Genomic DNA, 24215 nt, shown 5'->3' on the forward strand with positions numbered 1-24215 from the left:
GAGCGGATCATGTCTAGCCCAGATACCGCGCAGCTATTGTGCTTTGCAGAACTGAACACGCTGATTGAACCCAACGACTTCGCCGCCAACGCTCTGCTGCAACTGATGAGCCCGACCGAATTATTAGCTCTGATTCACCGCCAAGACCACGTGCCAGGTTCGCTGAACACCCAACTGACGGACATCTTAGGTGAAAGCACCGTCTCCAATAAAGCACTAAGCCTCCCGGTCGCGCTGACCCGGTGGCGTAAACGCCTAGGACTCAGCAACCCACAACTCGCGTTAGACACCATCACCGCACAAGATGGAGGACTGCTCACCGCAGAAGATCCGCGATGGCCCTCACAGCTTGATGGCTTGGGGCTGGGAAAACCTTTGTGCCTGTGGTGGCGCACCGCGCGTCCCGAACTGCTCAGCGAACAACAGCTTGCACGCTGTATCTCCATCGTCGGCTCACGCGACTCTAGCGACTACGGCCATCAGGTCACGTTCGAACTGGCCCGGAAACTGACACTGCGCGGATTTTCCATCGTTTCCGGAGGCGCGTACGGAATCGACGCGAGCGCTCACCGCGCCGCCCTCTCCGTGGCAGACCCCGAGTTGTCCAGTTACCCAACAATTACTATCCTGGCCGGGGGAGCGGATAGACCCTATCCGGCTGGCAACGAGTCACTACTACGTCAGATTATTCACTCAGGACTCTTGCTCTCCGAGGTGCCGCCGGGCACCGCTCCGACAAGGTTCAGGTTCCTGAACCGCAACCGGCTGATTGCGGGGCTGAGCAGACTCACCGTTGTCACCGAGGCCCGGCACCGTTCGGGTGCGCTCAACACCGCGAACCATGCAGTAGAGCTCGGCCGTGAGGTGGCTGCTGTGCCCGGTAGTATTTATTCTCCCAACTCGGCCGGAACCCACAGGCTGCTCGCCGCCGGAACCGCCGCGCTGGTGACTAGTACCAGCGATGTGCTTGAGCTGCTCGGTGTGCCAGCCGAACCTGCTGGGGCCCAGATTCCAGTGGTTGATAGTCAGGAACGTCCGTTGGATTCGCTGACCAAAACTCAGGCGATGATTTATGACGTGATGAATTTTGCGCAAGGCCACGTTCCCGATGAAATTTCGGCGCTGAGCGGGATCCCCATTTTAGAAACCCTGCGTGCCCTGAGCGTGCTTCAACGCTTAGGTGTAGCGGAGTCCAACGGCACGCAGTTCAGGCTGGTGAGCCGTCGAAGTTTATCGGTGAAAAACACGGTAAATTGAAAGGGATGAAGCCCGAACCAGCCACCGAAGTGCCACAAGTCCCGTTAGCTATCAGCGAGCCCATCGCCGACTACCTGGACTATTTGCGGCTGGAACGTGCACGCAGCGAAAATACCTTGCGTGCCTATGGTGTGGATCTGCGACTGATGACCGAATTCTTGGTGGGACAAGCTCGCGTTCAACGTCTCTCGGATGTCACCGTCCAGATGCTGCGCGACTGGCTAGCAATCCAGCACGAAGCGCAGATTTCACGCACCACCATCGCCCGGCGCATCTCGTCGGTCAAAAACTTCTTTGCGTGGGCGCTCAAACACCAGGTGGTAGCCAAAGATCCTGCGTTGCGTTTGGTGGCACCGAAAAAAGAACAGCGGTTGCCCCACGTATTGCAGACCGGGCAGATTGATCGTTTGCTCAGTGAACCCGCGTCGGAAACTACCAAGTCTGAGCCTGCGAACGGTGAACCAGCCAAAACGCTGAGCAAAGCGGAAATTGTGGCGGAGCAAAAACGCATTGCCCTAGCGTCCCGAGACCGGGTCATCGCGGAACTGCTTTACGCGTCGGGGTTGCGCATCAGTGAACTCGTTTCGCTGGATATTGCTGACATTGATTTTGAACGACGTACCGTGCGCGTAGTGGGTAAGGGAAATAAAGAACGGGTGGTTCCTTTTGGAAAACCGGCCGAACGAGTGATCAATCATTGGCTTCGAAATCACCGAAAAGTTCTGGCGCATGCGGAAACTGATGGGGCGTTGCTGGTGGGTGCTCGTGGCGGGCGACTTAACGTCAGGCAAGCACGTGAAGTGATCGCCCAAGCGCTCAAATCACTGGGGGATACCTCGGCTAGTGGGCCGCACGCTTTGCGCCATACCGTGGCCACTCATTTGCTTGATGGAGGCGCGGATCTACGCGCGGTTCAAGAGTTCTTGGGACACTCCTCGTTAGCTACCACCCAGCTCTATACCCACGTCTCGGTGGACAGATTACGTCAAAGTTACCGCCAAGCTCATCCGCGGGCCTGAGCATTTGGTTGAAATCTAGATCAAATCCCCCGTACGGCTGGCGAAAGTCTCGCTCTTCGGGCAAAATGGTACTTGTCGGTAAGTACTGCACTTCGGCGAGGTTGACGTAGGGGAAGACGATCAACACCGTAACGGAGGATGGCATGTCTGCATCGATGACACGAGGCGTGATTTATATTCACTCGGCCTCTGCCGCGTTGTGCCCACATCTGGAGTGGGCCATTCAGGAGGTGCTCGGCCAACCAGTCAAGATGGACTGGAGTGACCAGCACGTAGCTCCTGGGCTTCGTCGTGCCGAAATTACCTGGACGGGCCTGCAAGGTACCGGCGCCAGCCTGGCCACCGCAATGCGCGGATGGCAGCACCTACGTTTTGAAGTCACCGAAGACCCAAGCGAAGGCTGCGACGGAAGTCGCTGGTCGTTCACCCCGGATCTGGGAATTTTCCACGCGACCGTAGATGTCGCCGGCAACATTATGGTCAGCGAAGAGCGCATCCGTTGGGCCTATGAAAAGGGCGACGGAAACGCCTCGGTCTTCTTCCAAGAAATGTCTGTTGCTCTCGGCGAGGCCTGGGATGAAGAACTTGAACCATTCCGCCATGCAGGTGACGATGCACCTGTTCGATGGCTCAACCAGGTGGTATAACAACTGGTTACTAAGTCTGGGGGGGGGAGACTGAATAAGTCTTCCCGAGTAAATCCCCGGTGGTGCGGGGTGTTACCGCAGAAAAACGGGATCCCGAAGAAGTTTCGGGATCCCGTTTGCGTGCGACGTGAATATTAGCGAACGACGTCGTAGATGTTCTTTTGAATACCGTTGGAGTACACGGCCGAATCCACCAGTTGCAGCTTCTGCGTCGCCAATGAGGCCTCACTGAAAAGTCGTTTGCCCGACCCCAGCAGTATCGGGAAGACCAACAGGTGATACCGGTCGATAAGCTGGTGTTCCTGCAGGGAATGCACCAAGGTCGCCGAGCCATGCACAATCAACGGGCCACCCTCACCCGCACGCAGCCTTGCCACCTCGGCAGTCGAACGAAGAATCTGAGTATCGCCCCACCCATCGATCAGCTCGTTCTTACGCAGCGACGTGCTCAGCACATATTTGGGCATGGCATTATATTTCTCGAACTGCTCCTCCATAGATGGCCACACCGCACCGAATGATTGATAACTGACTCGGCCCAGCACCATCGCTTCGGCCTGATCTTGTTCGCTACCCTTGATCTCGTACGCGGCCGGATCAAACTCCACACTGGACATGGACCAGCCGGCGTTGTGATACCCGGGTTCACCGCCCGGGGCTTCCATCACTCCGTCGAGCGAGGTAAATGCGGTGACAATCAGTTGACGCATGGCAGTTGCTTCTTTCTTCCGCGCTGGCTTGAGCTGGCCCACCTAGGTTTAGCTACTAGCGATCGTAGCCTAAGAGCTTAAAGCAATGACGGGGCGCCTTCTGAACTTCAGAAGGCGCCCCGTCATCAACGGTTCAAGTAGGTACTAGACGCTGCGGATTGCGACCACTGCGTTGTGTCCACCAAAACCAAAGGAGTTATTCAGTGCCACGATGCTGCCCTCAGCAGGAAGCTTCGCAGGCTCGCCGGTGACAACCTTCAACGGAATCTCCGGATCCTGATTATCTAGGTTGATGGTCACCGGTGCGAGGCGGTGGTAAATCGCCAAGGTGGTCAGTACGGACTCCACTGCGCCCGAAGCGCCAAGCAGGTGACCCATCTGCGACTTGGTTGCCGAGACCCACACGTTATCCAGGTGATCGCCCAGGGCTGCCTTCAACGCGGTGTATTCAGGCTTGTCGCCCACCGGGGTGGAGGTGGCGTGAGCGTTGACGTGCACCACGTCTTCTGGCTGAATCAGGCCGTCAAACATTGCTGCCTTCAGTGCGCGGGTAGCGCCCAAGCCCTGTGGGTCCGGTGCGGTGATGTGGTACGCGTCTGCGGTCACCGAGGTGCCTGCAAGTTCGGCGTAGATCCGTGCGCCACGAGCCAGTGCGTGCTCTTCGGCTTCCAGCACCAGTGCGCCAGCGCCTTCACCCATCACAAAGCCATTACGGTCGATGTCATAGGGGCGTGAAGCACCCTGGGGGTTGTCGTTGCTGCGCGAGAGCGCCTGCATCGAGGAGAACGCGGCGATCGGCATCGGGTGGATGGCTGCTTCCGCGCCACCGACTACCACAACGTCTGCCTTGCCGGCACGGATCAGTTCCATGCCCACGTGCATCGCTTCGGTGCCCGAGGCGCAGGCGGAGACCGGGGTGTGAGCGCCGGCGGCGGCACCTAGATCCAAGGAGACCGCGGCGGCCGGGCCGTTTGGCATGAGCATTGGCACGGTCATTGGCAAGACGCGGCGTGGGCCCTTTTCGCGCAGGGTGTCCCACGCGTCAAGTAGGGTCCAGACGCCGCCGATGCCGGTGGCGAAGGCGACGGCAAGCTTATTGCGGTCGATCTCTTCGATTCCGGAGTCTTTCCACGCTTCACGCGCGGCAACCACGGCGAACTGCGTGGATGGATCCATACGCTTGGCTTCCACGCGGGAGAGCACATCGGTGGCTGGGACCGAGGCGCGCGCTGCGAAGGTGACAGGCAGGTGGTATTCCTCCACCCAGGAATCGGTCAAGGTGGCGGCGCCGGAGACACCCTTAAGGGCGTTCTCCCATAGGGTGGGGACGTCCCCACCGATAGGGGTTGTGGCTCCGAGACCGGTGATCACTACTTTGCGCGCCATCATCAAACTCTCTACTGGGCGGTAAAAAAATTGTGGGGGTCGGCTTCACGTACCGACCCGTGCGTGTGGCTTGCCCACACGACGGTGTGCCGCACCGAGGGTGCGACGAAACTGCTTAGGCCTGTGCTGCGGCGATGAAGTTCACTGCGTCGCCCACGGTCTTCAGGTTCTTGACCTCTTCGTCCGGGATCTTCACCTCGAACTTGTCTTCTGCCTCAACGACGATGGTCATCATCGAGATCGAGTCGATGTCCAGGTCTTCGGTGAAGGACTTGTCCATCTGCACGTCTGCAACGTCCAGGCCGGTCTCGGCGTTAACGATTTCGGCGAGGCCCGCCAGGATTTCTTCGGTGCTAGCCATGGAATGGCTCCTTTTCTGATTGTGCCGGATGATTCCGGCCATTGTGTGTGGCGCGCACCCGGTGTCGGGCGGTGCCGGTCTTAGTAAAATTTTACGCGCTGTTTCGCGTCGGCTTTCGCCTTCGGTTTAAAGCTTAGGGCAGGAGGACTACTTGAGCGCCGAAGACAAGCCCGGCACCAAAACCAATCTGCAAAGCAAATTTGCCCGAAAGCTGCGGATGCGCTTTGCGCATGCGGTCCATCGCCATCGGAATGGAGGCCGCAGAGGTGTTCCCGTTTTCGGCAATATCCCGGGCGACGAGTACCGTGTCGGGAAGTTTCAGTTGCTTGGCCAGCTCATCAATAATGCGCATATTCGCCTGATGTGGGATGAAGGCGGCCAAATCCTCGGCTTTAAGTCCGGCCTCGGCTAACGCCTCACGGGCCATTTTCGCCATTTCCCAGACCGCCCAGCGGAACACCGTCTGGCCATCTTGGCGCAGCGTCGGCCACGGGTTAGCCAGCTCCTCGAGTGGTTCATCAACCGCCGATTCCAATAGCTCAGTGGCGCCGAGAAACGAATCGCGCAATTCAAGTTGTGAGTGGGTCATGCTGATTGCGTTCCACTTGGACCCATCCGAGCCCCACACCGACGGGGAAATCCCCGGAACCGGTGACGCGCCCACGATCACCGCTCCGGCACCATCACCAAGCAGGAAGGAAATGGTGCGCTCAGTATTGTCGATGTAATCCGAGAGCTTCTCCACACCGACCACCAACACATGCTGAGCCAGCCCGGAGCGAACCAACGCGTCCGCCTGAGCGATCGCATAACAGTACCCGGCACACGCCGCGGAAATGTCATAGGCCGGAGCCGGGGTGGCGCCGAGCCGGTCGGCAAGCGCTGCGGCCGCCGACGGGGTGGCGTGCGGGAAGGTCACCGTCGCCACGATGACCGTATCAAGCTGCGCGGCACTAATTCCGGCGTCTTCAAGGGCCGCTTGCGCCGCGCCCTGAGCCATATCCAACACCGAGGTGTTCGCGTCGGCGCGGTGCCGGGTGATGATGCCGGTGCGCTGGCGGATCCACTCATCGGAGGAGTCGATCCACTGGCAGACATCGTCATTGGTCACCACCACATCGGGGCGGAATGACCCAGTGCCCAGAATCGCGCTATACGCGTTCGGGGTGGGGGTAAGTAGCTGCGGGCTCATGAGGGTTCCTAGTGCCCGGCGTGCTCGGCGATAAATTCGCGGGCGGCATCCAACTCTGCCGGGCTTTTCAGCGCGAGGGTTTTCACGCCCTTCAGTCCGCGGCGGGCCAGACCCACCAGGGTTCCGGCCGGAGCAAGTTCTAGCACTCCGGTGACGCCTTGGGCGGCCAGGGTTTCCATGCACAGGTCCCAACGCACCGGGCGGGAGACCTGAGCGACCAAGGAAGCGAGGTTCGCGGCACCATCGGTCACGGGCGCGCCATCAAAGTTGGAGAGCAATGTCAGTTGTGGGTTTTGCGGTGACAGGCTTGAGGAGAGTTCTTGAAGAACCCCCACTGCCGGCTGCATGTGGCTGGTGTGGAAGGCGCCTGCGACCTTCAGCGGGATCACTCGGGCCTTCGCTGGTGGGTTGGCGACCAGGGCTTCAAGCTGCTCTAGGGTGCCGGCCGCGACCGTTTGTCCGCCGCCGTTGGCGTTGGCTGGGGTCAAGCCGAGCTCGCTGAGCTTGGCGAGGACCTCGTCCGGGTCTCCGCCAAGTACCGCGGCCATGCCGGTGGGGGTGGTGGCTGCGGCCTGGGCCATGGCGTTGGCGCGTTCCCGCACAAAAGTCAGCGCATCGGTTTCGCTCAAGGCGCCGGCTAAGGCGGAGGCGGTAATTTCGCCGACCGAGTGTCCGGCAAGGATCGCACCGGCAGGCAAGGAATCGCCAAAGAGTGCGCGGGCGCTCACCAGTCCGGCGGCGACGATCAAGGGTTGCGCGACGGCGGTGTCCTTGATGGTTTCCTCGTCGGAGGTGGTTCCGTGGGCGAGAAGATCGCGCCCAGTGATGTCGCCCAGCGCCGTTAAATGGTCGCGAACGCCATCAACTTCGAGCCAGTCGGTGAGAAAACCTGGGGTCTGGGAGCCCTGTCCGGGGCAAACGATTGCTAACACTCTTACAGCTTTCCAAATAGTTGTGGCTTCACGCGCGGTATTTGCGTACCAAGCTCGCGGTGCCTCTTTGTAGGAACTCTACAAAAGCTTAGCGTAACCCGAAGATAAAAACCCATGTAAAGCGCCTGTGTTGCGGTTCGGGGACTGTGTGTTCCCCATAAAATTGGCTGGTTTAGCCCGGTTCGTTCAGCCGGCCCAGTACCAGTGCGCTGTGCAGCACAAATGCGTCACGCGCCACCAAGGGATCCCAACCGGTCACCTCGGAAACACGCTTGAGCCGGTAACGCACGGTATTGGCGTGCACAAAAAGTTCTCGCGCGGTGCCCTCCAGCGAGTGGCCGAGCGCAAGGTAACTGGACAGCGTCTGCAGCAGCCCGTTTCCGGCGTGCACCAGAGGCTGATAAACGCGTTCGATGAGCGCGGCGCGCGCCAGCGGGTCACCGTTAAACACCCGTTCGGGCCACAGGTCATCGGCGTCTACCGGCACCGGCGCCTGCTCCCAGGCGCGGGCCGCGCCGTAGCCTGCCACCGCGGCGCTCGCGGCGGTATGCATCTGGCTGACGGTGCTCGCCAGCGGGGAATAGACGATCGGCCCGGGCCCGAAGAACCGGGCAAAGCGGGTGAGGTCCGCTTCCTCAAATTTGGTGTCCGAAAGCATCAGGATCGCCCGATCTCCGAGCACCCCCACCAGCGAGTCGCTGGCGTAGCGTTGCGCCACTCGGCGCAGCGCCGCGACGAAGGTGACCGAGCTGGACGCCGGGGTCGTGCCGACCATGATGCGAATGTTCTTTTGTGACTTCCAGCCGATCGCCGCGATACGGGAGGACAGCGAGTCCTGGGATTCGCCATGCAGTACCGCATCGACCACGTGCGCTTCTAGCCGGGAATCCCAGGCGCCGCGGGTCTCGGCGGCCCGCGCATACACATCGGCGGCGGCGAAGGCCACCTCGCGGGAGTAGCGAAGTACCGCCTCGCGCAGTTGTGCCTGTTCGTTCTCGGCCGCGATATCTGGCACCTGGGATTCGACAACCTCCACGATGGTGCGCAGCAACGCCAACGCTTTTTGCAGCGAGATGGAGCGGGTCAGCTCGCTCGGGGCGGCGCCAAAGACGTCGTTCATGACCCAAGCCGGGGTGGATTCGGGCTCCTCGTACCAGGTGACAAAGGTGGAGATGCCCTTTTGCGCGACGAGTCCCAGGGCCGCGCGTTCGGCCGGTTCTAAGGAGCGGTACCAGGGTAGCGATTGGTCCAGGTATTTCAGCGCCGTGGTGGACAGCACGCCCAGATGGCTTTTGAGCCGGCGAATAGTTTCTGCGGTGGGCTTGGGCACTCGCACAGCGCGCGAGCGCACACCCGATGTGGGCTCGACCTGAGGACTCATGGTTTCAAGCATACGCAAAAAATGTGCCTACGCGCCGGTAGTTAAATGCGGCGGGCGCCAAGCCACCGGTGAAAGGTGGCTTGGCGCCCGCCAAACAAACAAGAACTAGCTCCGCGTGACTTACGCGTCGCCGCCCGCGTTACCGGAAGTTCCGGCATTTGGGTTGTTCAGGTCGTACTTTGCGTGAGCCTTTACCGCGGTATCGGCCGGGATCTCGCCGCGTTCTGCCAGCGAGGCCAAGGTCTTCACTACCAGGGTGTGCGAGTCGATCTTGAAGAAACGACGCGCCGCGGCACGGGTGTCGGAGAAGCCGAATCCGTCCGCGCCCAAGGTGTGGAATTCACCTGGCACGTAAGGGCGGATCTGCTCCGGCACCGCACGCATGTAGTCGGTGGTGGCGATGACCGGACCGGTGGTGGACTGCAACTTGGAGGTCACAAACGGTACCGGGCGAGCCTTGGACGGATCGACGAGCACCTTCTCATCGGCGATCTGGCCCTCGCGAGCCAACTCGTTCCAGGAGGTGACCGACCAGACATCGGCGGACACGCCCCACTCCTCGGCCAGGATCTGCTGGGCCTCGATAGCCCACGCCAGCGCCACGCCGGAGGCGAGCAGCTGGGCGCGTGGCCCATCGGTGGTCGCTTCCTTCAGCAGGTAGATACCCTTTACGATGCCTTCAACGTCGACGTTTTCAGGCTCGGCAGGCTGGCTGATCGGCTCGTTGTACACGGTGATGTAGTACATCACGTTGGGATCCGAGTGCGTGCCCCCGTACATGCGCTCAAGGCCCGAGCGCATGATGTGCCCGATCTCGTAACCGTAGGCCGGGTCGTAGGCGACCACTGCCGGGTTGGTGGCGGCAAGCAACGGCGAGTGGCCGTCCGCGTGCTGCAAACCTTCACCGGTCAGCGTGGTGCGTCCTGCGGTGGCGCCGATGATGAAGCCACGGGTCATCTGGTCCGCGGCGGCCCAGAACTGGTCGCCGGTGCGCTGGAAACCGAACATCGAGTAGAACACGTAGATCGGGATCAACGGTTCATCGTGCGTGGAGTAGCTGGTGCCGGCGGCGGTGAAGGCCGCCACGGCGCCTGCCTCGTTGATGCCCGGGTGGATCAGCTGACCGCTGGCCGACTCCTTGTACGCCAGCACCAGATCACGGTCTACCGACAGGTAATTCTGTCCGGCAGGGTTGTAGATCTTGGCGGTAGGGAAGAAGGAGTCCATGCCAAAGGTGCGCGACTCATCGGGCACGATCGGCACGATGCGGTGACCGAAGTCCTTGTCACGCATCAGGTCCTTGAGCAGACGCACAAAGGCCATGGTGGTGGCGGCCTGCTGCTTGCCCGAACCACGCTTAGCGAAGGCGTACGCCTTATCGCCTGGCAGGTGGATCTTGGAGCTGGTTTCCTTACGGCGCGTTGGCACCGCGCCGCCCAGTTCGCTGCGGCGTTCCATCATGTACTTGTACTCCGCCGAGTCGTTGCCCGGGTGGTAGTACGGCGGCATGTATGGATCGGCTTCGAGCTGCTCGTCGGTGATCGGGATGCGCAGGTGATCACGGAAGCCCTTGAGGTCCTCCAAGGTCAGCTTCTTCATCTGGTGGGTCGCGTTACGCGCCTCGAAGTGCGTGCCCAGGCCGTAGCCCTTGACCGTCTTGGCCAGGATGACCGTTGGCTTGCCCTTAAACTCGGTGGCTGCCTTATAGGCCGCGTAGACCTTGTGGTAGTCGTGACCGCCGCGCTTCAGGTTCCAGATCTCGTCGTCGCTCATATCCGCGACGAGTTCCTTGGTTTCTGGACGCTGACCGAAGAAGTGCTCGCGAACGAAAGCACCGGACTCGGCCTTGTAGGTCTGGTAGTCGCCATCCGGGGTCTGGTTCATCACGTCGACCAGGGCGCCATTTGGATCTTCTTCGAGCAGGGCATCCCACTCGCGACCCCAAACCACCTTGATGACGTTCCAGCCCGCACCGCGGAAGAAAGCCTCAAGTTCCTGCATGATCTTGCCGTTACCGCGGACCGGACCGTCGAGGCGCTGCAGGTTGCAGTTGATCACGAAGGTCAGGTTGTCCAGCTTCTCGTTGGCAGCAAGCTGCAAGAAGCCGCGTGACTCTGGCTCGTCCATTTCGCCGTCGCCCAGGTAGGCCCAGACGTGCTGGTCGGAAGTGTCCTTGATGCCACGGTTGTGGATGTAGCGGTTCAGCTGTGCCTGGTAGATGGCGTTGGCTGGGCCGATCCCCATCGACACGGTCGGGAACTGCCAGAAGTCTGGCATCGAACGCGGGTGTGGGTAGGAAGGTAGTGCGTGGCCTTCTTTGGACTTCTCCTGGCGGAAGCCGTCCATATCTTCTTCGCTCAAGCGTCCTTCGAGGAAGGCGCGGGCGTACATGCCGGGGGATGCGTGGCCCTGGAAGAAGACCTGATCGCCGCCGCCCGGGTGGTCCTTGCCGCGGAAGAAGTGGTTAAAGCCAACCTCGTACAAGGTGGCTGCGCCTGCGTAGGTGGAGATGTGTCCGCCGACGCCGACGCCTGGGCGCTGGCCGCGGTGCACCATGATGGCTGCGTTCCAGCGCATGTACGCGCGGAAACGGCGTTCTACGGACTCATCGCCCGGGAATTCTGGTTCCTGATCCACCGGAATCGTGTTCACGTAGTCGGTGGTGGTCACCATGGGGACGCCAACGGACTTGGCGCCGGCACGCTGCAACAGCGAGCGGATGATGAACTGAGCACGTTCGGTGCCCTGGGATTCGACCAGTGAGTCGAATGAGTCCAACCATTCCTGAGTTTCCTCAGGATCCCGATCAGAAAGCTGGTAAGTCAAACCACTACGGATCTGGGAGATGTGTTCCTCTACAGCCACGGAAGCTCCTTGATTGAATTGCGGCTCCGGCACGTTGGTCTGAGTTTCGGACCGTGTGACGGGTTGGGACTACGAGAGCGGCGCGCTTGAGTGACGTGTGCGTCTCGTTTCAACCCATACTCTAGTTCTTATAGGGATGTGAAAAGTACAGTTTTTTGACGCAAAAAGCCCTTAAATCTGACTTATAGAGTGACATATGCAACTCGGTACAGGAGCTAGGTACATAATGCTCATGTAAGGATGAGGTGAGTCACGAGTTCACGCGATAGAATTACCGGCGTGTTACGTCCTTAGCGCTTGAATGGGAAGACAAAAGAGTGTTTTGTTGTTAGTAACGCTTTGTAACAGCAGGAGGAATGAAGTGAGCGACGCCGTATCGGCAAACCTGGAACCCGCGAAGAACTTGGGTTTCAAAGATGAAGACCTTATTCAGGAACTGGGCTATGACGAAGACGTGGACTTCGGTCTTCGTGATGCTATCGAGGACCTGATCGGTTCAGATTTGCTCACCGAAGAAGACCACGACGTAGTCGACGCAGTCATTTTCTGGTGGCGCGACGGCGACGGAGACTTAGTCGACGCTCTGATGGATTCATTGGAATGCCTTGATGAAGGTGGCATTGTTTGGCTACTTACCCCTAAACAGGGTCGTAGCGGACACGTGTCCCCAACCCAGATTCAACAGGATGCTCCCACCGCGGGGCTTCATGTCACTACAACTGAGGGTGTCTCAGAGGATTGGTCCGCCATCCGTCTAGCACCACGCAAGAAGCACTAATGATCGAAACAGGTTCACGCCTGTTCGATTTCTCGCTGGAAAACCAGTACGGCGAAACTATCACCAGCACCCAGCTCGCTTCGGGCAGGGTGCTGGTGGTTTTTTACCCCTGGGCATTTTCCCGCGTCTGCGGATCTGAACTGGCACAAATTCAAGAACATCACCAAGAGTTCCTCGACGCGAACGTACGGGTGGTGGCGATCTCCGTGGACCATAAGTTCACGCTGCGTAGCTACGCCGAACAGCTTGGCGTCGAGTTTGAACTGCTCGCCGATTTCTGGCCGCACGGTGCGGTCGCCAAGGCGGCCGGCGCATTTGATGAGGCTAAGGGAGTGGCTACACGCCTCTCGCTGTACCTGATCGACGGGGTGGTGCGCCACGTTTTTAGTAGTCCAATGACCGAGCCGCGCAGCCTGAAGGCATATCAAGAGGTCATTACGAGCCTGACGTGACGTAGCTCGCCTGGCGCGTTCGGCTCTCGATTTGCGCGAAGAGAAAATAACCGGTAAATTTATCTCTCGTTGGCTTGGAGAAATGCAAGACAGCATAAAGGTTTGGGCCTTTAGCTCAGCTGGTAGAGCGTCACGTTTACACCGTGAATGTCATCGGTTCGATCCCGGTAGGGCCCACCAAATAAATCCCGCTTCACTTCATCTTCGGATGAGGGGAAGCGGGTTTTTTGTTGTGCGCTGTCCGGCGCTAAACGAAGAGGTGTTCACCTACTTCGTGGTGCGGCTCCCGGCTAGAAAACCGGTTCTCGGCCTGAACCAAGCGGACGTTTGTGGACGGAGCATGCCACGTAGGTCTAGCCCAGGGGCCGCACATCGGGGGACCGTCACAAAATTCAGTGGAATAGGTTCCGCCTCGGCATGGTTGTCGCCAGAGAGCATCTGTATTTTTTCTGCAGGATAGATTCTGCAAAACTGCAAACTTAAGGAAACGATTTGCCTGTTCCGTTGAGCATTCTTGATCTTGCCTCTATCTCTGAAGGCTCCACGGCGCGTCAGGGGATTGCCGCGTCGATGAAAAGCGCCCGCCTGGCGGATGAGCTTGGCTACCATCGGCTGTGGTTTGCCGAACACCACAACACGGCAAATCTTGCGTCCAGCGCCACCGCGTTGCTCATTTCACAGGCCGCCTCGGTCACCGAACGGATCCGGGTGGGTTCTGGTGGTGTGATGTTGCCTAACCATGCTCCGCTAATGGTCGCCGAGCAGTACGGAACCTTGGCTAACATTCATGGTGATCGGATAGACTTGGGCCTTGGCCGCGCACCAGGAACAGACGGTATGACCGCGCAGGCGCTGAGTCGCTCGTCGGCCGAGCCGCAAGAGTTTGCGCGGAGCATTTATGACCTGCAGGGCTGGTTCGGGCAAACCGGCACGGCCCACAGCATGCCGATTGTCTCTGCCGTATCAGCCGGTATGAACGTGCCGATTTGGGTGCTTGGCTCCACGGTTAACGGTGCGTCTATTGCCGGTCAATTGGGTTTGCCATTTTCGATCGCGTCGCACTTCGCTCCGGATCAGCTTGACCACGCGCTGAAGGTTTACCGAGACGCATTTAATCCGCAGGCGGTGACGGCCCAGATCGACAAGCCCTACGTGATGGCTGGCATCAACGTGATGGTCGCGGACACCGACGATCAGGCTGCGCGGGAATTCACGGTGATCGAGCAGATGTTCCAGGATGTTCAACGGGGAAAATCACGCAAGCTGCAGCCTCCGGTAGACCCTGAAACGCTGGCAAGCCTTGGCGACAGGGGAAACCCGATGCTGAAGATCAAGGCGGTGGGTGCGGCGCCGAAGGTCAAAGCCGAGTTGGAAGCGTTTGTGCAGCGAACCGGTGCCGACGAACTTATTACGACGACCTATGCCTTCGATCCATCCGTGCGCGAGCACTCGCTGAAACTTCTAGCGCAGCTCTGGTTCTAAGGCTTCACGCCATAGTGCATCTGCCGCGGGCGAAGATCGAAACGCCGGGCGGGAGATGCAGGTCACTGCATTCTGATTTGCGCCGATGAGTTTTCACCAGTAAAGTTATTCCCTGTTGGCAAGAAGTTATTTCTTCGCTCAGCGATGGTAAGGGCCTTTAGCTCAGCTGGTAGAGCGTCACGTTTACACCGTGAATGTCATCGGTTCGATCCCGGTAGGGCCCACCAAGCAAAACCCGCTTCACCTCATCTTCGGATGTGGGGGGAAGCGGGTCTTTTGTTTTGCGCACAGACGGTGTGAATCTAACTTAATCTCGCCAGAGGCCCACGTAGCCGACCCAGGGTTTGCCGGTGGTGTATCCGCGCTGGGCATCGGGGTCGTAGGTACAGGAAGACTCGCTGACCCGAACGCCGTTATTTTTGACGACATAATTGACGGTGGTGACCGTGCGCCAAACTTCACATGCCTGTTGGTTTGCGAAGAAGACCCGTGATGATCCTGCGAAACTTCCTGCGTTAGCGGCCGGTGCCGCGACGAATCCGGCGCCACCGATCAGTCCCAGGGACAGTGCTGTTGCGACGATTCTACGATTGATCTTCATAGTTGCCTTTACCTTGGTTGAAGTTCTAGCTAATGGATGGTTTAACCATTGCATGGACTGAAGTCATCATTCAACCCTGAAATCATTTCTTAACTCTCGTATTACGCCTAGCCAAGAAGTCAATAAGGAATGTCGCTCGATGTGGCGGAATAGTTGAAGCATCTAAGCGGTGTCTCGCTTTAAACGTTTTTGGTGGTGGAAGACGCTTGAATCTCTGCGCCGAAGGTACCTAGCTTTTCTGGCTGAAAATGATACTCAATGCGTAGCGGGAAACTATAGCAGGGTGAAATTGCTATTTCTTTTTTGCATGGGAAACTGAAGTCATGACTGCTCCCGAAGAAAACGTATGGATCGCCGCCACGCGAGCGAATCCCGAACACTCGCAGAACTTTGCGCAACGCTGGCGGACCTTCGCTCAGGAAGGCCGCGATATTTTTGGTGAGGCGCGAGCCATCGATGCGATGGCAGATCGCGGCAGTCGAATCCTTGATGCCGGATGCGGTACCGGTCGAATCGGCGGCTGGTTGGCCGAACGCGGGCATCAGGTCGTGGGAATCGACCTTGATGAGCACCTGATCGATGTGGCCCGCGAGGATTACCCGCAGGCGCGCTGGGAGGTTGGCAATCTGGCTGACTTCACGCTCAGCGAGGATTCTTCAGCCGCACTTGAGTTCGATGTGATCGTCTCGGCCGGAAATGTACTCACCTTCTTATCCCAATCTGAGCGCTTGCCAGCATTAGTGAAACTGCGTGAGCATTTGGCCACCGATGGACGCCTGGTGGTGGGTTTCGGCGCGGGACGCGACTACGAGTTCGCCGACTTTGAAGCCGATGCAGCTGTTGCGGGTCTCGAACTCCAGCAGCGCTTCTCCACTTGGCAGTTCCACCGTCCGGCTGATGACTTCCTCGTGGCGGTGCTCGGCCGCGCCGACTAAGCGCGGAGGAGGATTACGCCTTGACGCGTAGCCGCCACAGCGAGGTGACTTCCCGCGAACGTGCTGCATGGAGGATGTCAGCATCGTCCTTGGCGCGCCCGTGCATTGGCAGGGTGTCGAGCCTGTCGACCACTTCTAGGCCTGCGTCGTCGATGGCATCAAGGAGCAGGTGGCGACTGCGCAGGCCCAACAGTTCGGCCAAATCAGAAATGATCAGCCAGCCTTCGCCGTGCGTTGTGAGGTGTTCGGGCAATCCGCGTAGGAACTGTAAGAGCATCTTGCTTCCCGGATCGTACACGGCAGCATCCAGTGTGGTCGGTGCGCTTCCAGGCAACCAGGGCGGATTGCAGATCACCAGGGGCGCGCGGCCTGCGGGGAACATGCTGGTCAGTTCGGCGCGGGCGGAATCGTCGATGGCCAGGCGCGCGAAGTTGTCGTTAGCGCAATCTACCGCTCGCTGATGGATGTCGGTGCCGATCACGGTCTTCACCCCGCGGGCCACCAAGATGGCTGCCAGCACCCCGGTGCCGGTGCCAATATCAAAGGCTAGCTCGGTGGTGTTCAGTGGCGCCTTGGCAACCAGATCAACATACTCGTGCCGGGTGGGCAAAAATGTGCCGTAGCCGGGGTGGATCTTTTGGCCTAGTGCTGGCACCTCGACGCCGTTGATGTACCACTGGTAGGCGCTGAGCACGCCGGTGAGTTCTTGCAGGCTGACTACGGCACGCGTCGCAGTGGACCCAGCCTGCTGCGGATAACTAAATGCTACCGCAGGGCCAATACGTGGGGCCCGGGGGAGTTCTAAGGCGGCCTCACCATCGGTAGTGTCAAGATTTAATGGAACTAATATCAGCGACATCATGCGCGAGCGTTGAGCTCGCCCCTGACGGATTGCGTAGAACTTCTCTGCGTCGGTTTGGGTTTTGCGCGACGTCTTGCCGGTGGCCGCCTTGGACAGGCGGCGATCGATGGCCGATAACATTTGCTTGGCATTGTGGAAGTCTCCCAACCAAAGCATGGCGGTGCCACGCGCCGCGTTGCGCATGGCGGCATCGGCGGTGAGCCGGTCATCAACGACCACCACATTTTTAGGTGCGGGGCGCGCATTGGCAGACCACCAGTGGGCGGAAGTGTGAGTTCCTTGGTGTTCCCAGCTCAGAGTTTGGTCGGCAATGTTGGGGGAGTGCTCGATGGCGGTGTACCTCGTTGAGTCGTGGCGCTCACCCGATGTCTGACCGCGCGTGAGCGATGGTGTTGCGAAGTCTAGTAATGACAATGATACGGAGTTTTCCGCTAGCGCTGGTGCAGTACGAGCACCTCTAGCGTGTACGACTCCTGAGTGCTATCTTTAACTTTGTAATGCAAAGTACTTTTCATCACGAATAACTTTGTGGCTCTACCGAGTCGCCCGATGAAAGAGAGAGCAGACCATGAGCAACGACAACACGCCAGAAACGGATCCGGCGCGGATCTTGGATGATATCGAGGCTAATGCGCGTCAAACACGTCAGGCCATGAGCCCGAACCAGCTGCTTCTCTTTTCGCTCTGGGGCGGCGCCTGGGTGATCGCGTTCATCGCGGTCTTCCTCACCTTTGCTCCGGTTGCTGCGCCGTTGCTGCCGAGATTTCTCGGCGTCGGCATTGGGGTATTCGCCTTTGTGCTGGCCATCGTGCTTTCCGCGGTGCACTCGGCCAAACGTGGCTCCGGAACGAAGGGGCCATCAATGGTGGAAGGTGCCATTTACGGCAACACCTTCACGCTAGGAATCATCTTTGCCGGCTTGCTCGGATGGCGGCTGCACGCGGCGGGCCTAGATTCCATGGGACTGCTGACCTTCGCGCTCGGCGCACTGTGCTTGGTGGTGGGGGTGTTGGTAATCGCCGGATCGTTGATCTTCAATGATCGAACACAATTGATTTTTGGGGCATGGATCTTAGTAATTGGAATGCTTTCACTGGCAGTGCCGGCGCCCTACAATTTGCTGGCCGGCGCGGTGGGAGGACTGGGGTTGATAGTGCTCGGGTTGCTGCACGGACTGAAGCCAGCATTGGTCGCAGGTGAGGTGGTTAAAGGTGGGCATGCACGAGCTTGATCCAGTCATCCATGCACAGGCGCGCCTGCGCACGGTCACGGTGCTCGACACGCTTCGGGTCGGAGACCGAATCTCATTTCCCAAACTCCAGGGGCTGCTTGCGATGACCTCGGGTAATCTGGCGACACATCTGCGCAAACTTGAAGAGAGTCAGTATGTGGCAGTGGAGAAGATTTTGGAGGGACGCAATCCGGTGACCTATGTGTGTCTCACGTCCACGGGGCGGGTAGCGTTTGAAAACTATAAATTGGCGCTACGCGAACTGCTTGACCCGGCGCGGTAAAAAGCCAAACCTTAGCGCATACTTGCACGATTGCAAGACCTAGAAATCGGAGTCAGGCAAACGTAAGGTTGTGTCCAGCTAGCTCCAAAAATTGGCAGGTAGCGTCGGTTAGGTAAGTTGTTCGATCAAGCGACAGGAGATCATCTGATGGGTTTGGGCGATAAGTTTAAGAACAAGGCTCAGGAAGCAAGCGGCAAGGTCAAGGAGACCGTAGGCGATGCGACCAACAATGAGAGCCTGCAGGCCGAAGGCGTGAAGGATCAGGCAGCAGCCAAGGCCAAACAGGCCGGCGAAGCAGTCAAGGACGCAGCTAAAGACGTTCGCGACGATCTGAACAAGTAAAAGTTTTCCGTCCAAAGGCACCCACCAATTCGGTGGGTGCCTTTGGTGCGTGCGGGCATTGACAGTTAGCGGGCAGTAGTTAGTTGATGTAGTGCCCGGATTACCGGCAGCGAACTGTCTTCCTCCGCTTCCAGTTGCTTCGCAAGATGTGCAGCGCGCACCGCGTATTTATCGGTAGCCAGCGTCTGATCTATGGCTGCGAGCAGTCTTTCGACGCTCAGCTCTTTGTATTTGATCGGCTCCACTCCTGCGCCTAAGGCGTGCACGCGTGCCGCCCAGAAGGGCTGATCGGTGAAGATTGGCACGCTAATCGTTGGCACGCCGGCGCGTAGTCCGGAGGCCGTAGTGCCTGCCCCGGCGTGATGAATGACCGCGGCCATCTGCGGAAATAGCCACTGGTGGTCGGTGCCGCCGATGCCCAAGATGTTCGGCTCGTTGATTCCGGGGGCGCCTTGTAGGATGAACCGCCGGTCACTGCGGGTAGCCACCTCGTGCATGAAATCCGCATCCATTGCCGCGGTGCTGCCAAAACCAAGGTAGACCGGTGGCGGGCCATCAGCGAGAAAGTCGAGAAGCTCGGTTGGGGCGGTCCAATCGCTATCGTGTTGCGGCCACCAGTAGCCGCAGGTGCTCATCGCCGGGCGCCAGTCCTTTGGTCGCGGAACCAGCAATGGGCTGAAACCGTGCAGGATCGGCGCGTCTTTGCTCCTGCGTTGCCGCTCGGAGGCGGGCCGACTGCGCGGCGGCAAGCCAAGTTCGGAACGCAGCCGGTTAACTGGCGGATCGTAGGGAGCTTTGCTGGCACCAATGAGCGAGCCAAGGAGCTTGTTGCCCACAGCACCAAAATTGCGCGCGGTGCCTAACACCATGGGTGCGTAGGCCCCGCTCGGTACCGATGGCTGCAGGTGAGCGCCGATGACTGGAATCTGTAGCGCCTCGGCGACATCGTAGGCAAAAGGTGCGACAGAATTGGCCATGATCACCTCCGCTCCCTGCTCGGCGGCTCGCAGCGTTCCGGTGGCGGCGGACTCAAAATAGGCCTGCAATTCACGCATATACCAGCGCAATTTTTTGGCGCCAGCTTTCTGGCCCGGGGCTGCGGGGTTCACCAGTTCATCCATGGAGCCGGGCAGTTCGTGGAAGGTGGCGCCGGCGCGGGTGACCAGTGGTGCGTATTCCATGTTGGCCGCGATCGACACCTCAAAACCGTGAGTGCCCAGTTTGGCGGCGAGTCCCGCCATGGGTGCGACGTCGCCACGAGTTCCAGGGGCGATCATGAGTACACGCATTTTCTCTCCAGCCTATTAATAGCGATCACTGTTCGCAATTAAGTATATAGTCTAATGGTGTCAGCGGAACACCACCAAGGACGGCAGGAGAATTCTAGAGTGCCGAAGCAAAAAAAGCAGGAAGCCGGCGCGACTTTAGAGCGTAGTGCCAGGGGTCCCAAACCGGCGCACTCACGCGAAAAGATCGCACGGGTGGCCGTTGAGCTGGCTGACGAGCGAGGTCTGGACGCGGTGTCCATCAGAGCCGTCGCCCAACAAATCGGCGCGGGGGCCGCCTCCCTTTACCGATATGTTGATTCTTCGGACCAGTTACTGGATTTGATGGTGGATCGGGTCAGCGGCGAATACGTCTTCGACGAGATGGCCGGCAGCCCTGAAGAACAATTGCTCGCACTCGCCGCGCAAGGACGAGCAATTATGCACACCCACCGCTGGCTGGCACCACTGGTGCAGACCACACGCGTACCAGGGCCACATACCCTGCACTATTTAGAGTCCGCGCTGAGCACCTTAGCGGGTACCGCATTATCTGGAACGCAAAAACTTCAAACGATCGCCATGCTGACCGCGATCACCTCCGCCTTCGTGATCAACGAACTAAGTCAACAAGATGCGCAGCCGCGCGGTGTTATCGAACTTCAGCAGGCGCTGGCCAGCGGTCAGTACCCTTTGCTTACCACTGCCTTCCAACAGGCGGACCCCACGGTGGACCAAGACGGAGTGTTCGGCTCACTGATCAGGAATTATCTGCGCGGAGCCGGAATCTTCGAAGCGTAATTTTAACGCTATATTGCCTCGAATCGAAATCTTCTTTACCGTCGTGACTTGGTGTGAAACGATGAACCCATCACTAGCTTTACCGACGATACGGGAGTTCATCATGGCTGCACCAGCCGAAACGACGATGGCCGAGATCAATGAACTGATCAGCCTCGATACCACCAGCCGCGACAGTAACCTGCCGCTGATCGAGCTGGTGGTGGCCAAGCTGGATGCAGCGGGAATTAGCTCGAAGTTGATCCACAACGAGGACGGCTCCAAGGCGAACCTGCTGGCCACCATACCAGCGGCCGATGGCACGCGAACCGGCGGCATCGTGCTTTCCGGGCACACCGACGTGGTCCCGGTCGACGGGCAGGACTGGTCCAGCGAGCCGTTTAGCACGCAGATTCGTGACGGCAAGCTTTACGGACGTGGCACCTGCGATATGAAGGGTTTTATCGGGGTAATCCTGGCCAAACTGCCGGATATCACCGCGGCGAAACTATCGGAACCAATCCACCTGGCGTTGTCCTATGACGAAGAAGTCGGGTGTGTGGGAGCGGTGAGCCTGGTGGAGGAAATCACCGACCAGCAGCTGGCCCCACGCGGAGCCATCATCGGTGAACCAAGTAGCATGCGGGCGATTCGTGGGCACAAGTCCATGAACGTTTTCCAGGTGACGTTCAACGGCGTTGCCGCCCACTCTTCGCTGCCACGCGAGGGGCTAAATGCGATCTCCTACGCGTTGCGCTTTGCCAACTATGTTGAAGAGATTTCGGCCCAGCTGCGCACCGAGGGGCCGAGCGATGACGCGTTCATCGAGCCAACCACCACCATGAACGTGAACCGGTTTGACGGCGGGATCGCGGTGAACACCATCCCTTCCAAGTGCGTGGTGCACTTTGAATTCCGTTCGCTGGCAGTAGTGGACCGGGCCGCGCTGATCGCGCAGTTCCGTGATTATGCCGCGCAGCTTGACGCAGAAATGAAGCAGCTAAACTCTGCCGGCTCGGTGCACTTCGAACAGGTGGCCGGCGCCCCGGGACTGGACACGGACCGCGGCGAGCAAATCGTCGCATTGGCCGCCGCCTGCGGTGCGATCGCCACCGATGAAAAAGTCACCTATGGCACCGAGGCGGGACTGTTCGCCGCCGCGGGGATCCCATCGGTAGTGTGTGGACCTGGCGATATTGCCCAGGCCCACGCACCGGATGAATTCATTGAACTATCCCAGATTGTTGACTGCGAAAACTTCATCCTGCGCCTGGTGCAGGAGCTCTCGGCATGAGCACCACGGCGCCGCAAGCGACCCCACAACAACTAGCAATTGCTCGCAAGGCGGTGATATCTTCCTCCATCGGCGCGGCCCTGGAATGGTTCGACATCATCGTCTACGCCACCTTCGCCACAACCATCGCCAAACTGTTCTACCCTGAGTCCAATGGATCCTTCGCGCTGATCCTGACCTTTGCGACCTTCGCGATTTCCTATCTGATCCGTCCACTGGGCGGAATGATCTTAGGAAGTTATGCGGATCGTAAGGGACGCAAGAAGGCGCTGACGCTGACTTTGATGCTGATGATGCTCGGCACACTGATCATGGCCGTGGCCCCAACCTACGCGATGGTTGGAGTCTGGGGTGCGCTGATCATTTTGCTGTCGCGTCTCATTCAGGGATTCTCCGCCGGTGGCGAGTTTGGTACGGCCACCGCATTCTTGATCGAAAGCGCACCGCATAAGAAGGCGTTTTACGCCTCCTGGCAGGTGGCCGCGCAGGGCGTGTCGATGCTACTGGCCTCCGGGTTCGGTTACGTGCTGACCACACAGCTATCCCAAGAAGCGTTGGAAAGCTGGGGCTGGCGTGTGCCGTTTTTTGTTGGTCTGCTGATCGGGCCGGTGGGACTCTATATTCGTGCGCGACTCGAAGAAACCGAAGAGTTCATTTCCACCACGAAGAGCAAGTCGCCGTTGGGTGAATTGTTTAGCCAGCACTACGGCCGACTATTGGCCGGTTCCGCGGCCGTCGGTGTGGCAACAATTTCTGTCTACATGATCTTGTACATGCCAACCTTTGCCGTGAAAAACCTCAATATCCCGGCCGATGCCGCCTTCCTTGGCGGAGTAGTAGCCGGTGTGATCACCTTGGTGACCGTCCCGATGATCGGTCATCTGGCGGACCGGGTGGGCCCTGCCAAGGTGATGACCTGGGCGGCGGTCGGTGCCTTGGTATTGGCATGGCCACTGTTTAAGCTGATGACCAGCAATCCGAGTATCCCGGTGATGGTCCTGGTGATCGCGTTACTGGGCGTCATCATGTCCTTCTACTTCGGGCCACTGCCGGCACTGGTTTCCGCGCTCTTCCCAGCGGCGATTCGTGGGTCGGGGATCTCGGTCACCTACAACGTGGGCGTGACCCTGCTTGGCGGTATCGCACCACTGGTACTGACCTGGTTGCTAAGCATCACCGGTTCGTTGGAAACTCCGAGCCTGTACTACATGGCGATCGCAGTGATCTCCTTGGTCGGCCTGGCATTTATTCGCCTGCGGTACAAGTTGCGCTAAAAATCGCCTAAATCAAGAATGGCTTCGATCCTAAAGATCGAAGCCATTCTTATTTATCCCGTCTACCGGACTACCAGCAACACTGCGATCCAGTGGCAGGCGAAAGCCAGCACCGTACAGGCGTGGAAAAGTTCATGGAATCCGAAGACCGTCGGGACTGGGTTGGGACGTTTAGTTGCGTAGAACACCGCGCCGATCGAGTAGAACAGGCCTCCGCCTAAGACCAGCAGTAGGACCGCGGGGCTGGCTGCCCAATAAGAGGGGATGTCCATCGCTGCGCCCCAGCCAAGCAGAATGTACAGGACCACGGAGAACCAGCGTGGAGCCGCTGGCCAGAAGGTTTTGACTAGGATCCCGAGTATTGCTCCGGCCCAGATAATCGACAAGGTCAGGATCGCTTGAGAGCGGTCAAGGATTTGCACCGCAATGGGCGTATAGGTGCCAGCGATCAACAAGAAAATATTTGCGTGATCAGCACGGCGGAACCACGCGGTGGTCTGCGCTGACCAATTTCCACGGTGATACATCGCCGAGGTGGCGAAGAGCGTGATGGAGGTCAGTGCGAAAACCGCGGCGGACCACTCGGCGGCCGGTCCCTGAGCCAAGACCACAATCAGTAGGCCCAAGATGATCACCAGCGGACTGGCCCAGGCATGAATCATTCCACGCCACAGCGTACGTTCGGTTCCCGGAGTTGGCTGCCACCGGGAGCGAGATTTTATCGGCTCGGTGGCGTCGGAGGCGGTGTTTGTCATGTGCTTCCTTAGAGCTGGCCAAAATGTCTGCTGGTTCAAATCTTACTGGAGTCAGTGAAGCACCCTGTTGAATTTTGACACCGTACTCAGGTGCTCTGTTGTCTTTAGTTACGGGGGCTCAGCTTGAATGC

Annotated in this window: 24 protein-coding genes and 2 tRNA genes; 15 read left to right on the plus strand and 11 right to left on the minus strand. The window is 59.0% G+C overall.

The genetic code is table 11. From position 1 onward, the window contains the following. Positions 1–9 precede the first annotated feature (9 nt). The 3 genes from dprA (at position 10) to ACX5K5_RS07600 (ending at position 2923) form a co-directional block, all read left to right on the plus strand. Entirely contained in the window at positions 10–1257 is a 1248-nt protein-coding gene (dprA, locus tag ACX5K5_RS07590) for a DNA-processing protein DprA (RefSeq protein WP_459175369.1), read from the plus strand. 5 nt (positions 1258–1262) lie between these two features. Next, on the plus strand, positions 1263–2276 hold the full coding sequence (locus tag ACX5K5_RS07595) for a tyrosine recombinase XerC (protein ID WP_459175370.1): 1014 nt from the start codon (positions 1263–1265) through the stop codon (positions 2274–2276). A 143-nt stretch (positions 2277–2419) separates the two neighbouring features. Beyond that, positions 2420–2923 (plus strand): DUF3145 domain-containing protein, encoded by a 504-nt coding sequence (locus tag ACX5K5_RS07600; RefSeq protein WP_096255033.1) that lies wholly within the window; start codon positions 2420–2422, stop codon positions 2921–2923. A gap of 134 nt (positions 2924–3057) precedes the next feature. Here ACX5K5_RS07600 and ACX5K5_RS07605 read toward each other — a convergent pair whose 3' ends face one another. The 7 genes from ACX5K5_RS07605 to aceE all read right to left on the minus strand — a co-directional run bounded on the left by ACX5K5_RS07605 (position 3058) and on the right by aceE (position 11750). Further along, positions 3058–3633 (minus strand): dihydrofolate reductase family protein, encoded by a 576-nt coding sequence (locus tag ACX5K5_RS07605; RefSeq protein ID WP_188685659.1) that lies wholly within the window; start codon positions 3631–3633, stop codon positions 3058–3060. Positions 3634–3777: 144 nt separating this feature from the next. Then, positions 3778–5019, minus strand: a complete 1242-nt coding sequence (locus tag ACX5K5_RS07610; protein ID WP_441665281.1) for a beta-ketoacyl-[acyl-carrier-protein] synthase family protein — start codon at positions 5017–5019, stop codon at positions 3778–3780. A 115-nt stretch (positions 5020–5134) separates the two neighbouring features. Next, a complete protein-coding gene (locus ACX5K5_RS07615) occupies positions 5135–5380 on the minus strand; it encodes an acyl carrier protein (RefSeq protein ID WP_096255035.1) in 246 nt (81 codons plus the stop codon). A gap of 133 nt (positions 5381–5513) precedes the next feature. Next, the gene (locus ACX5K5_RS07620) at positions 5514–6572 is read right to left on the minus strand and encodes a beta-ketoacyl-ACP synthase III (protein WP_459175371.1); all 1059 of its coding nucleotides are present in this window, start codon (positions 6570–6572) and stop codon (positions 5514–5516) included. Positions 6573–6580: 8 nt separating this feature from the next. Next, a complete protein-coding gene (locus ACX5K5_RS07625; protein WP_443438290.1) occupies positions 6581–7504 on the minus strand; it encodes an ACP S-malonyltransferase in 924 nt (307 codons plus the stop codon). A gap of 172 nt (positions 7505–7676) precedes the next feature. Then, a complete protein-coding gene (locus tag ACX5K5_RS07630) occupies positions 7677–8885 on the minus strand; it encodes a PucR family transcriptional regulator (protein ID WP_443461480.1) in 1209 nt (402 codons plus the stop codon). A gap of 120 nt (positions 8886–9005) precedes the next feature. Then, complete coding sequence (gene aceE / locus ACX5K5_RS07635; RefSeq protein WP_188685577.1) at positions 9006–11750, minus strand: pyruvate dehydrogenase (acetyl-transferring), homodimeric type; 2745 nt, start codon at positions 11748–11750, stop codon at positions 9006–9008. A 361-nt stretch (positions 11751–12111) separates the two neighbouring features. Here aceE and ACX5K5_RS07640 point away from each other — a divergent pair, with 361 nt between their 5' ends. The 5 genes from ACX5K5_RS07640 (at position 12112) to ACX5K5_RS07660 (ending at position 14689) form a co-directional block, all read left to right on the plus strand. Continuing rightward, positions 12112–12528 carry a DUF3052 domain-containing protein gene (locus tag ACX5K5_RS07640; RefSeq protein ID WP_229677096.1) on the plus strand — a complete coding sequence of 139 codons (417 nt, stop codon included), beginning with the start codon at positions 12112–12114 and terminating at the stop codon, positions 12526–12528. After that, the gene (locus ACX5K5_RS07645; RefSeq protein WP_096255040.1) at positions 12528–12980 is read left to right on the plus strand and encodes a redoxin domain-containing protein; all 453 of its coding nucleotides are present in this window, start codon (positions 12528–12530) and stop codon (positions 12978–12980) included. The genes ACX5K5_RS07640 and ACX5K5_RS07645 overlap by 1 nt, the downstream gene beginning before the upstream one ends. 104 nt (positions 12981–13084) lie before the next feature. After that, positions 13085–13160 (plus strand) — tRNA-Val (locus tag ACX5K5_RS07650). 312 nt (positions 13161–13472) lie between these two features. Further along, positions 13473–14462 carry an LLM class flavin-dependent oxidoreductase gene (locus tag ACX5K5_RS07655; protein WP_346059118.1) on the plus strand — a complete coding sequence of 330 codons (990 nt, stop codon included), beginning with the start codon at positions 13473–13475 and terminating at the stop codon, positions 14460–14462. Positions 14463–14613: 151 nt separating this feature from the next. Further along, a tRNA-Val gene (locus ACX5K5_RS07660) sits at positions 14614–14689 on the plus strand. Between the two features lie 80 nt (positions 14690–14769). On the opposite strand, the gene ACX5K5_RS07665 is transcribed toward ACX5K5_RS07660, so the two are convergent. Continuing rightward, entirely contained in the window at positions 14770–15063 is a 294-nt protein-coding gene (locus ACX5K5_RS07665) for a hypothetical protein (protein ID WP_096255042.1), read from the minus strand. Between the two features lie 323 nt (positions 15064–15386). Between ACX5K5_RS07665 and ACX5K5_RS07670 the strand changes: the two genes are divergently transcribed. Next, entirely contained in the window at positions 15387–15998 is a 612-nt protein-coding gene (locus tag ACX5K5_RS07670) for a class I SAM-dependent methyltransferase (RefSeq protein WP_096255043.1), read from the plus strand. Positions 15999–16011: 13 nt separating this feature from the next. On the opposite strand, the gene ACX5K5_RS07675 is transcribed toward ACX5K5_RS07670, so the two are convergent. Then, complete coding sequence (locus ACX5K5_RS07675; protein WP_459175372.1) at positions 16012–17274, minus strand: methyltransferase; 1263 nt, start codon at positions 17272–17274, stop codon at positions 16012–16014. A gap of 154 nt (positions 17275–17428) precedes the next feature. Between ACX5K5_RS07675 and ACX5K5_RS07680 the strand changes: the two genes are divergently transcribed. The 3 genes from ACX5K5_RS07680 to ACX5K5_RS07690 all read left to right on the plus strand — a co-directional run bounded on the left by ACX5K5_RS07680 (position 17429) and on the right by ACX5K5_RS07690 (position 18716). Next, complete coding sequence (locus ACX5K5_RS07680) at positions 17429–18091, plus strand: hypothetical protein (protein ID WP_346059116.1); 663 nt, start codon at positions 17429–17431, stop codon at positions 18089–18091. Further along, a complete protein-coding gene (locus tag ACX5K5_RS07685; RefSeq protein ID WP_188685587.1) occupies positions 18078–18374 on the plus strand; it encodes a transcriptional regulator in 297 nt (98 codons plus the stop codon). Before ACX5K5_RS07680 ends, ACX5K5_RS07685 begins: the two co-directional genes overlap by 14 nt. 147 nt (positions 18375–18521) lie before the next feature. After that, positions 18522–18716 (plus strand): CsbD family protein, encoded by a 195-nt coding sequence (locus tag ACX5K5_RS07690; protein ID WP_096255046.1) that lies wholly within the window; start codon positions 18522–18524, stop codon positions 18714–18716. 65 nt (positions 18717–18781) lie between these two features. Here ACX5K5_RS07690 and ACX5K5_RS07695 read toward each other — a convergent pair whose 3' ends face one another. After that, on the minus strand, positions 18782–20005 hold the full coding sequence (locus ACX5K5_RS07695; protein WP_459175373.1) for a glycosyltransferase: 1224 nt from the start codon (positions 20003–20005) through the stop codon (positions 18782–18784). A gap of 99 nt (positions 20006–20104) precedes the next feature. Between ACX5K5_RS07695 and ACX5K5_RS07700 the strand changes: the two genes are divergently transcribed. The 3 genes from ACX5K5_RS07700 (at position 20105) to ACX5K5_RS07710 (ending at position 23329) form a co-directional block, all read left to right on the plus strand. Then, positions 20105–20782 (plus strand): TetR/AcrR family transcriptional regulator, encoded by a 678-nt coding sequence (locus tag ACX5K5_RS07700; RefSeq protein ID WP_443438279.1) that lies wholly within the window; start codon positions 20105–20107, stop codon positions 20780–20782. A gap of 103 nt (positions 20783–20885) precedes the next feature. Then, on the plus strand, positions 20886–22055 hold the full coding sequence (argE, locus tag ACX5K5_RS07705) for an acetylornithine deacetylase (protein ID WP_443461627.1): 1170 nt from the start codon (positions 20886–20888) through the stop codon (positions 22053–22055). Beyond that, positions 22052–23329 (plus strand): MFS transporter, encoded by a 1278-nt coding sequence (locus ACX5K5_RS07710; RefSeq protein WP_096255049.1) that lies wholly within the window; start codon positions 22052–22054, stop codon positions 23327–23329. The genes argE and ACX5K5_RS07710 overlap by 4 nt, the downstream gene beginning before the upstream one ends. A gap of 62 nt (positions 23330–23391) precedes the next feature. Here ACX5K5_RS07710 and trhA read toward each other — a convergent pair whose 3' ends face one another. Then, on the minus strand, positions 23392–24084 hold the full coding sequence (gene trhA / locus ACX5K5_RS07715) for a PAQR family membrane homeostasis protein TrhA (protein ID WP_443459786.1): 693 nt from the start codon (positions 24082–24084) through the stop codon (positions 23392–23394). Positions 24085–24215 lie beyond the last annotated feature (131 nt).

It is taken from the genome of Glutamicibacter bergerei (assembly GCF_054495185.1).

Coding starts and splice junctions, on each gene's coding strand:
- ACX5K5_RS07690 (WP_096255046.1), top strand. CDS start 18,522: ATGGGTTTGGGCGATAAGTTTAAGAACAAGGCTCAGGAAGCAAGCGGC.
- ACX5K5_RS07605 (WP_188685659.1), bottom strand. CDS start 3,633: ATGCGTCAACTGATTGTCACCGCATTTACCTCGCTCGACGGAGTGATG.
- ACX5K5_RS07710 (WP_096255049.1), top strand. CDS start 22,052: ATGAGCACCACGGCGCCGCAAGCGACCCCACAACAACTAGCAATTGCT.
- dprA (WP_459175369.1), top strand. CDS start 10: ATGTCTAGCCCAGATACCGCGCAGCTATTGTGCTTTGCAGAACTGAAC.
- ACX5K5_RS07600 (WP_096255033.1), top strand. CDS start 2,420: ATGTCTGCATCGATGACACGAGGCGTGATTTATATTCACTCGGCCTCT.
- ACX5K5_RS07665 (WP_096255042.1), bottom strand. CDS start 15,063: ATGAAGATCAATCGTAGAATCGTCGCAACAGCACTGTCCCTGGGACTG.
- ACX5K5_RS07695 (WP_459175373.1), bottom strand. CDS start 20,005: ATGCGTGTACTCATGATCGCCCCTGGAACTCGTGGCGACGTCGCACCC.
- ACX5K5_RS07610 (WP_441665281.1), bottom strand. CDS start 5,019: ATGGCGCGCAAAGTAGTGATCACCGGTCTCGGAGCCACAACCCCTATC.
- ACX5K5_RS07615 (WP_096255035.1), bottom strand. CDS start 5,380: ATGGCTAGCACCGAAGAAATCCTGGCGGGCCTCGCCGAAATCGTTAAC.
- ACX5K5_RS07680 (WP_346059116.1), top strand. CDS start 17,429: ATGAGCAACGACAACACGCCAGAAACGGATCCGGCGCGGATCTTGGAT.
- ACX5K5_RS07620 (WP_459175371.1), bottom strand. CDS start 6,572: ATGAGCCCGCAGCTACTTACCCCCACCCCGAACGCGTATAGCGCGATT.
- ACX5K5_RS07670 (WP_096255043.1), top strand. CDS start 15,387: ATGACTGCTCCCGAAGAAAACGTATGGATCGCCGCCACGCGAGCGAAT.
- ACX5K5_RS07595 (WP_459175370.1), top strand. CDS start 1,263: ATGAAGCCCGAACCAGCCACCGAAGTGCCACAAGTCCCGTTAGCTATC.
- ACX5K5_RS07630 (WP_443461480.1), bottom strand. CDS start 8,885: ATGAGTCCTCAGGTCGAGCCCACATCGGGTGTGCGCTCGCGCGCTGTG.
- argE (WP_443461627.1), top strand. CDS start 20,886: ATGGCTGCACCAGCCGAAACGACGATGGCCGAGATCAATGAACTGATC.
- ACX5K5_RS07685 (WP_188685587.1), top strand. CDS start 18,078: ATGCACGAGCTTGATCCAGTCATCCATGCACAGGCGCGCCTGCGCACG.
- ACX5K5_RS07645 (WP_096255040.1), top strand. CDS start 12,528: ATGATCGAAACAGGTTCACGCCTGTTCGATTTCTCGCTGGAAAACCAG.
- trhA (WP_443459786.1), bottom strand. CDS start 24,084: ATGACAAACACCGCCTCCGACGCCACCGAGCCGATAAAATCTCGCTCC.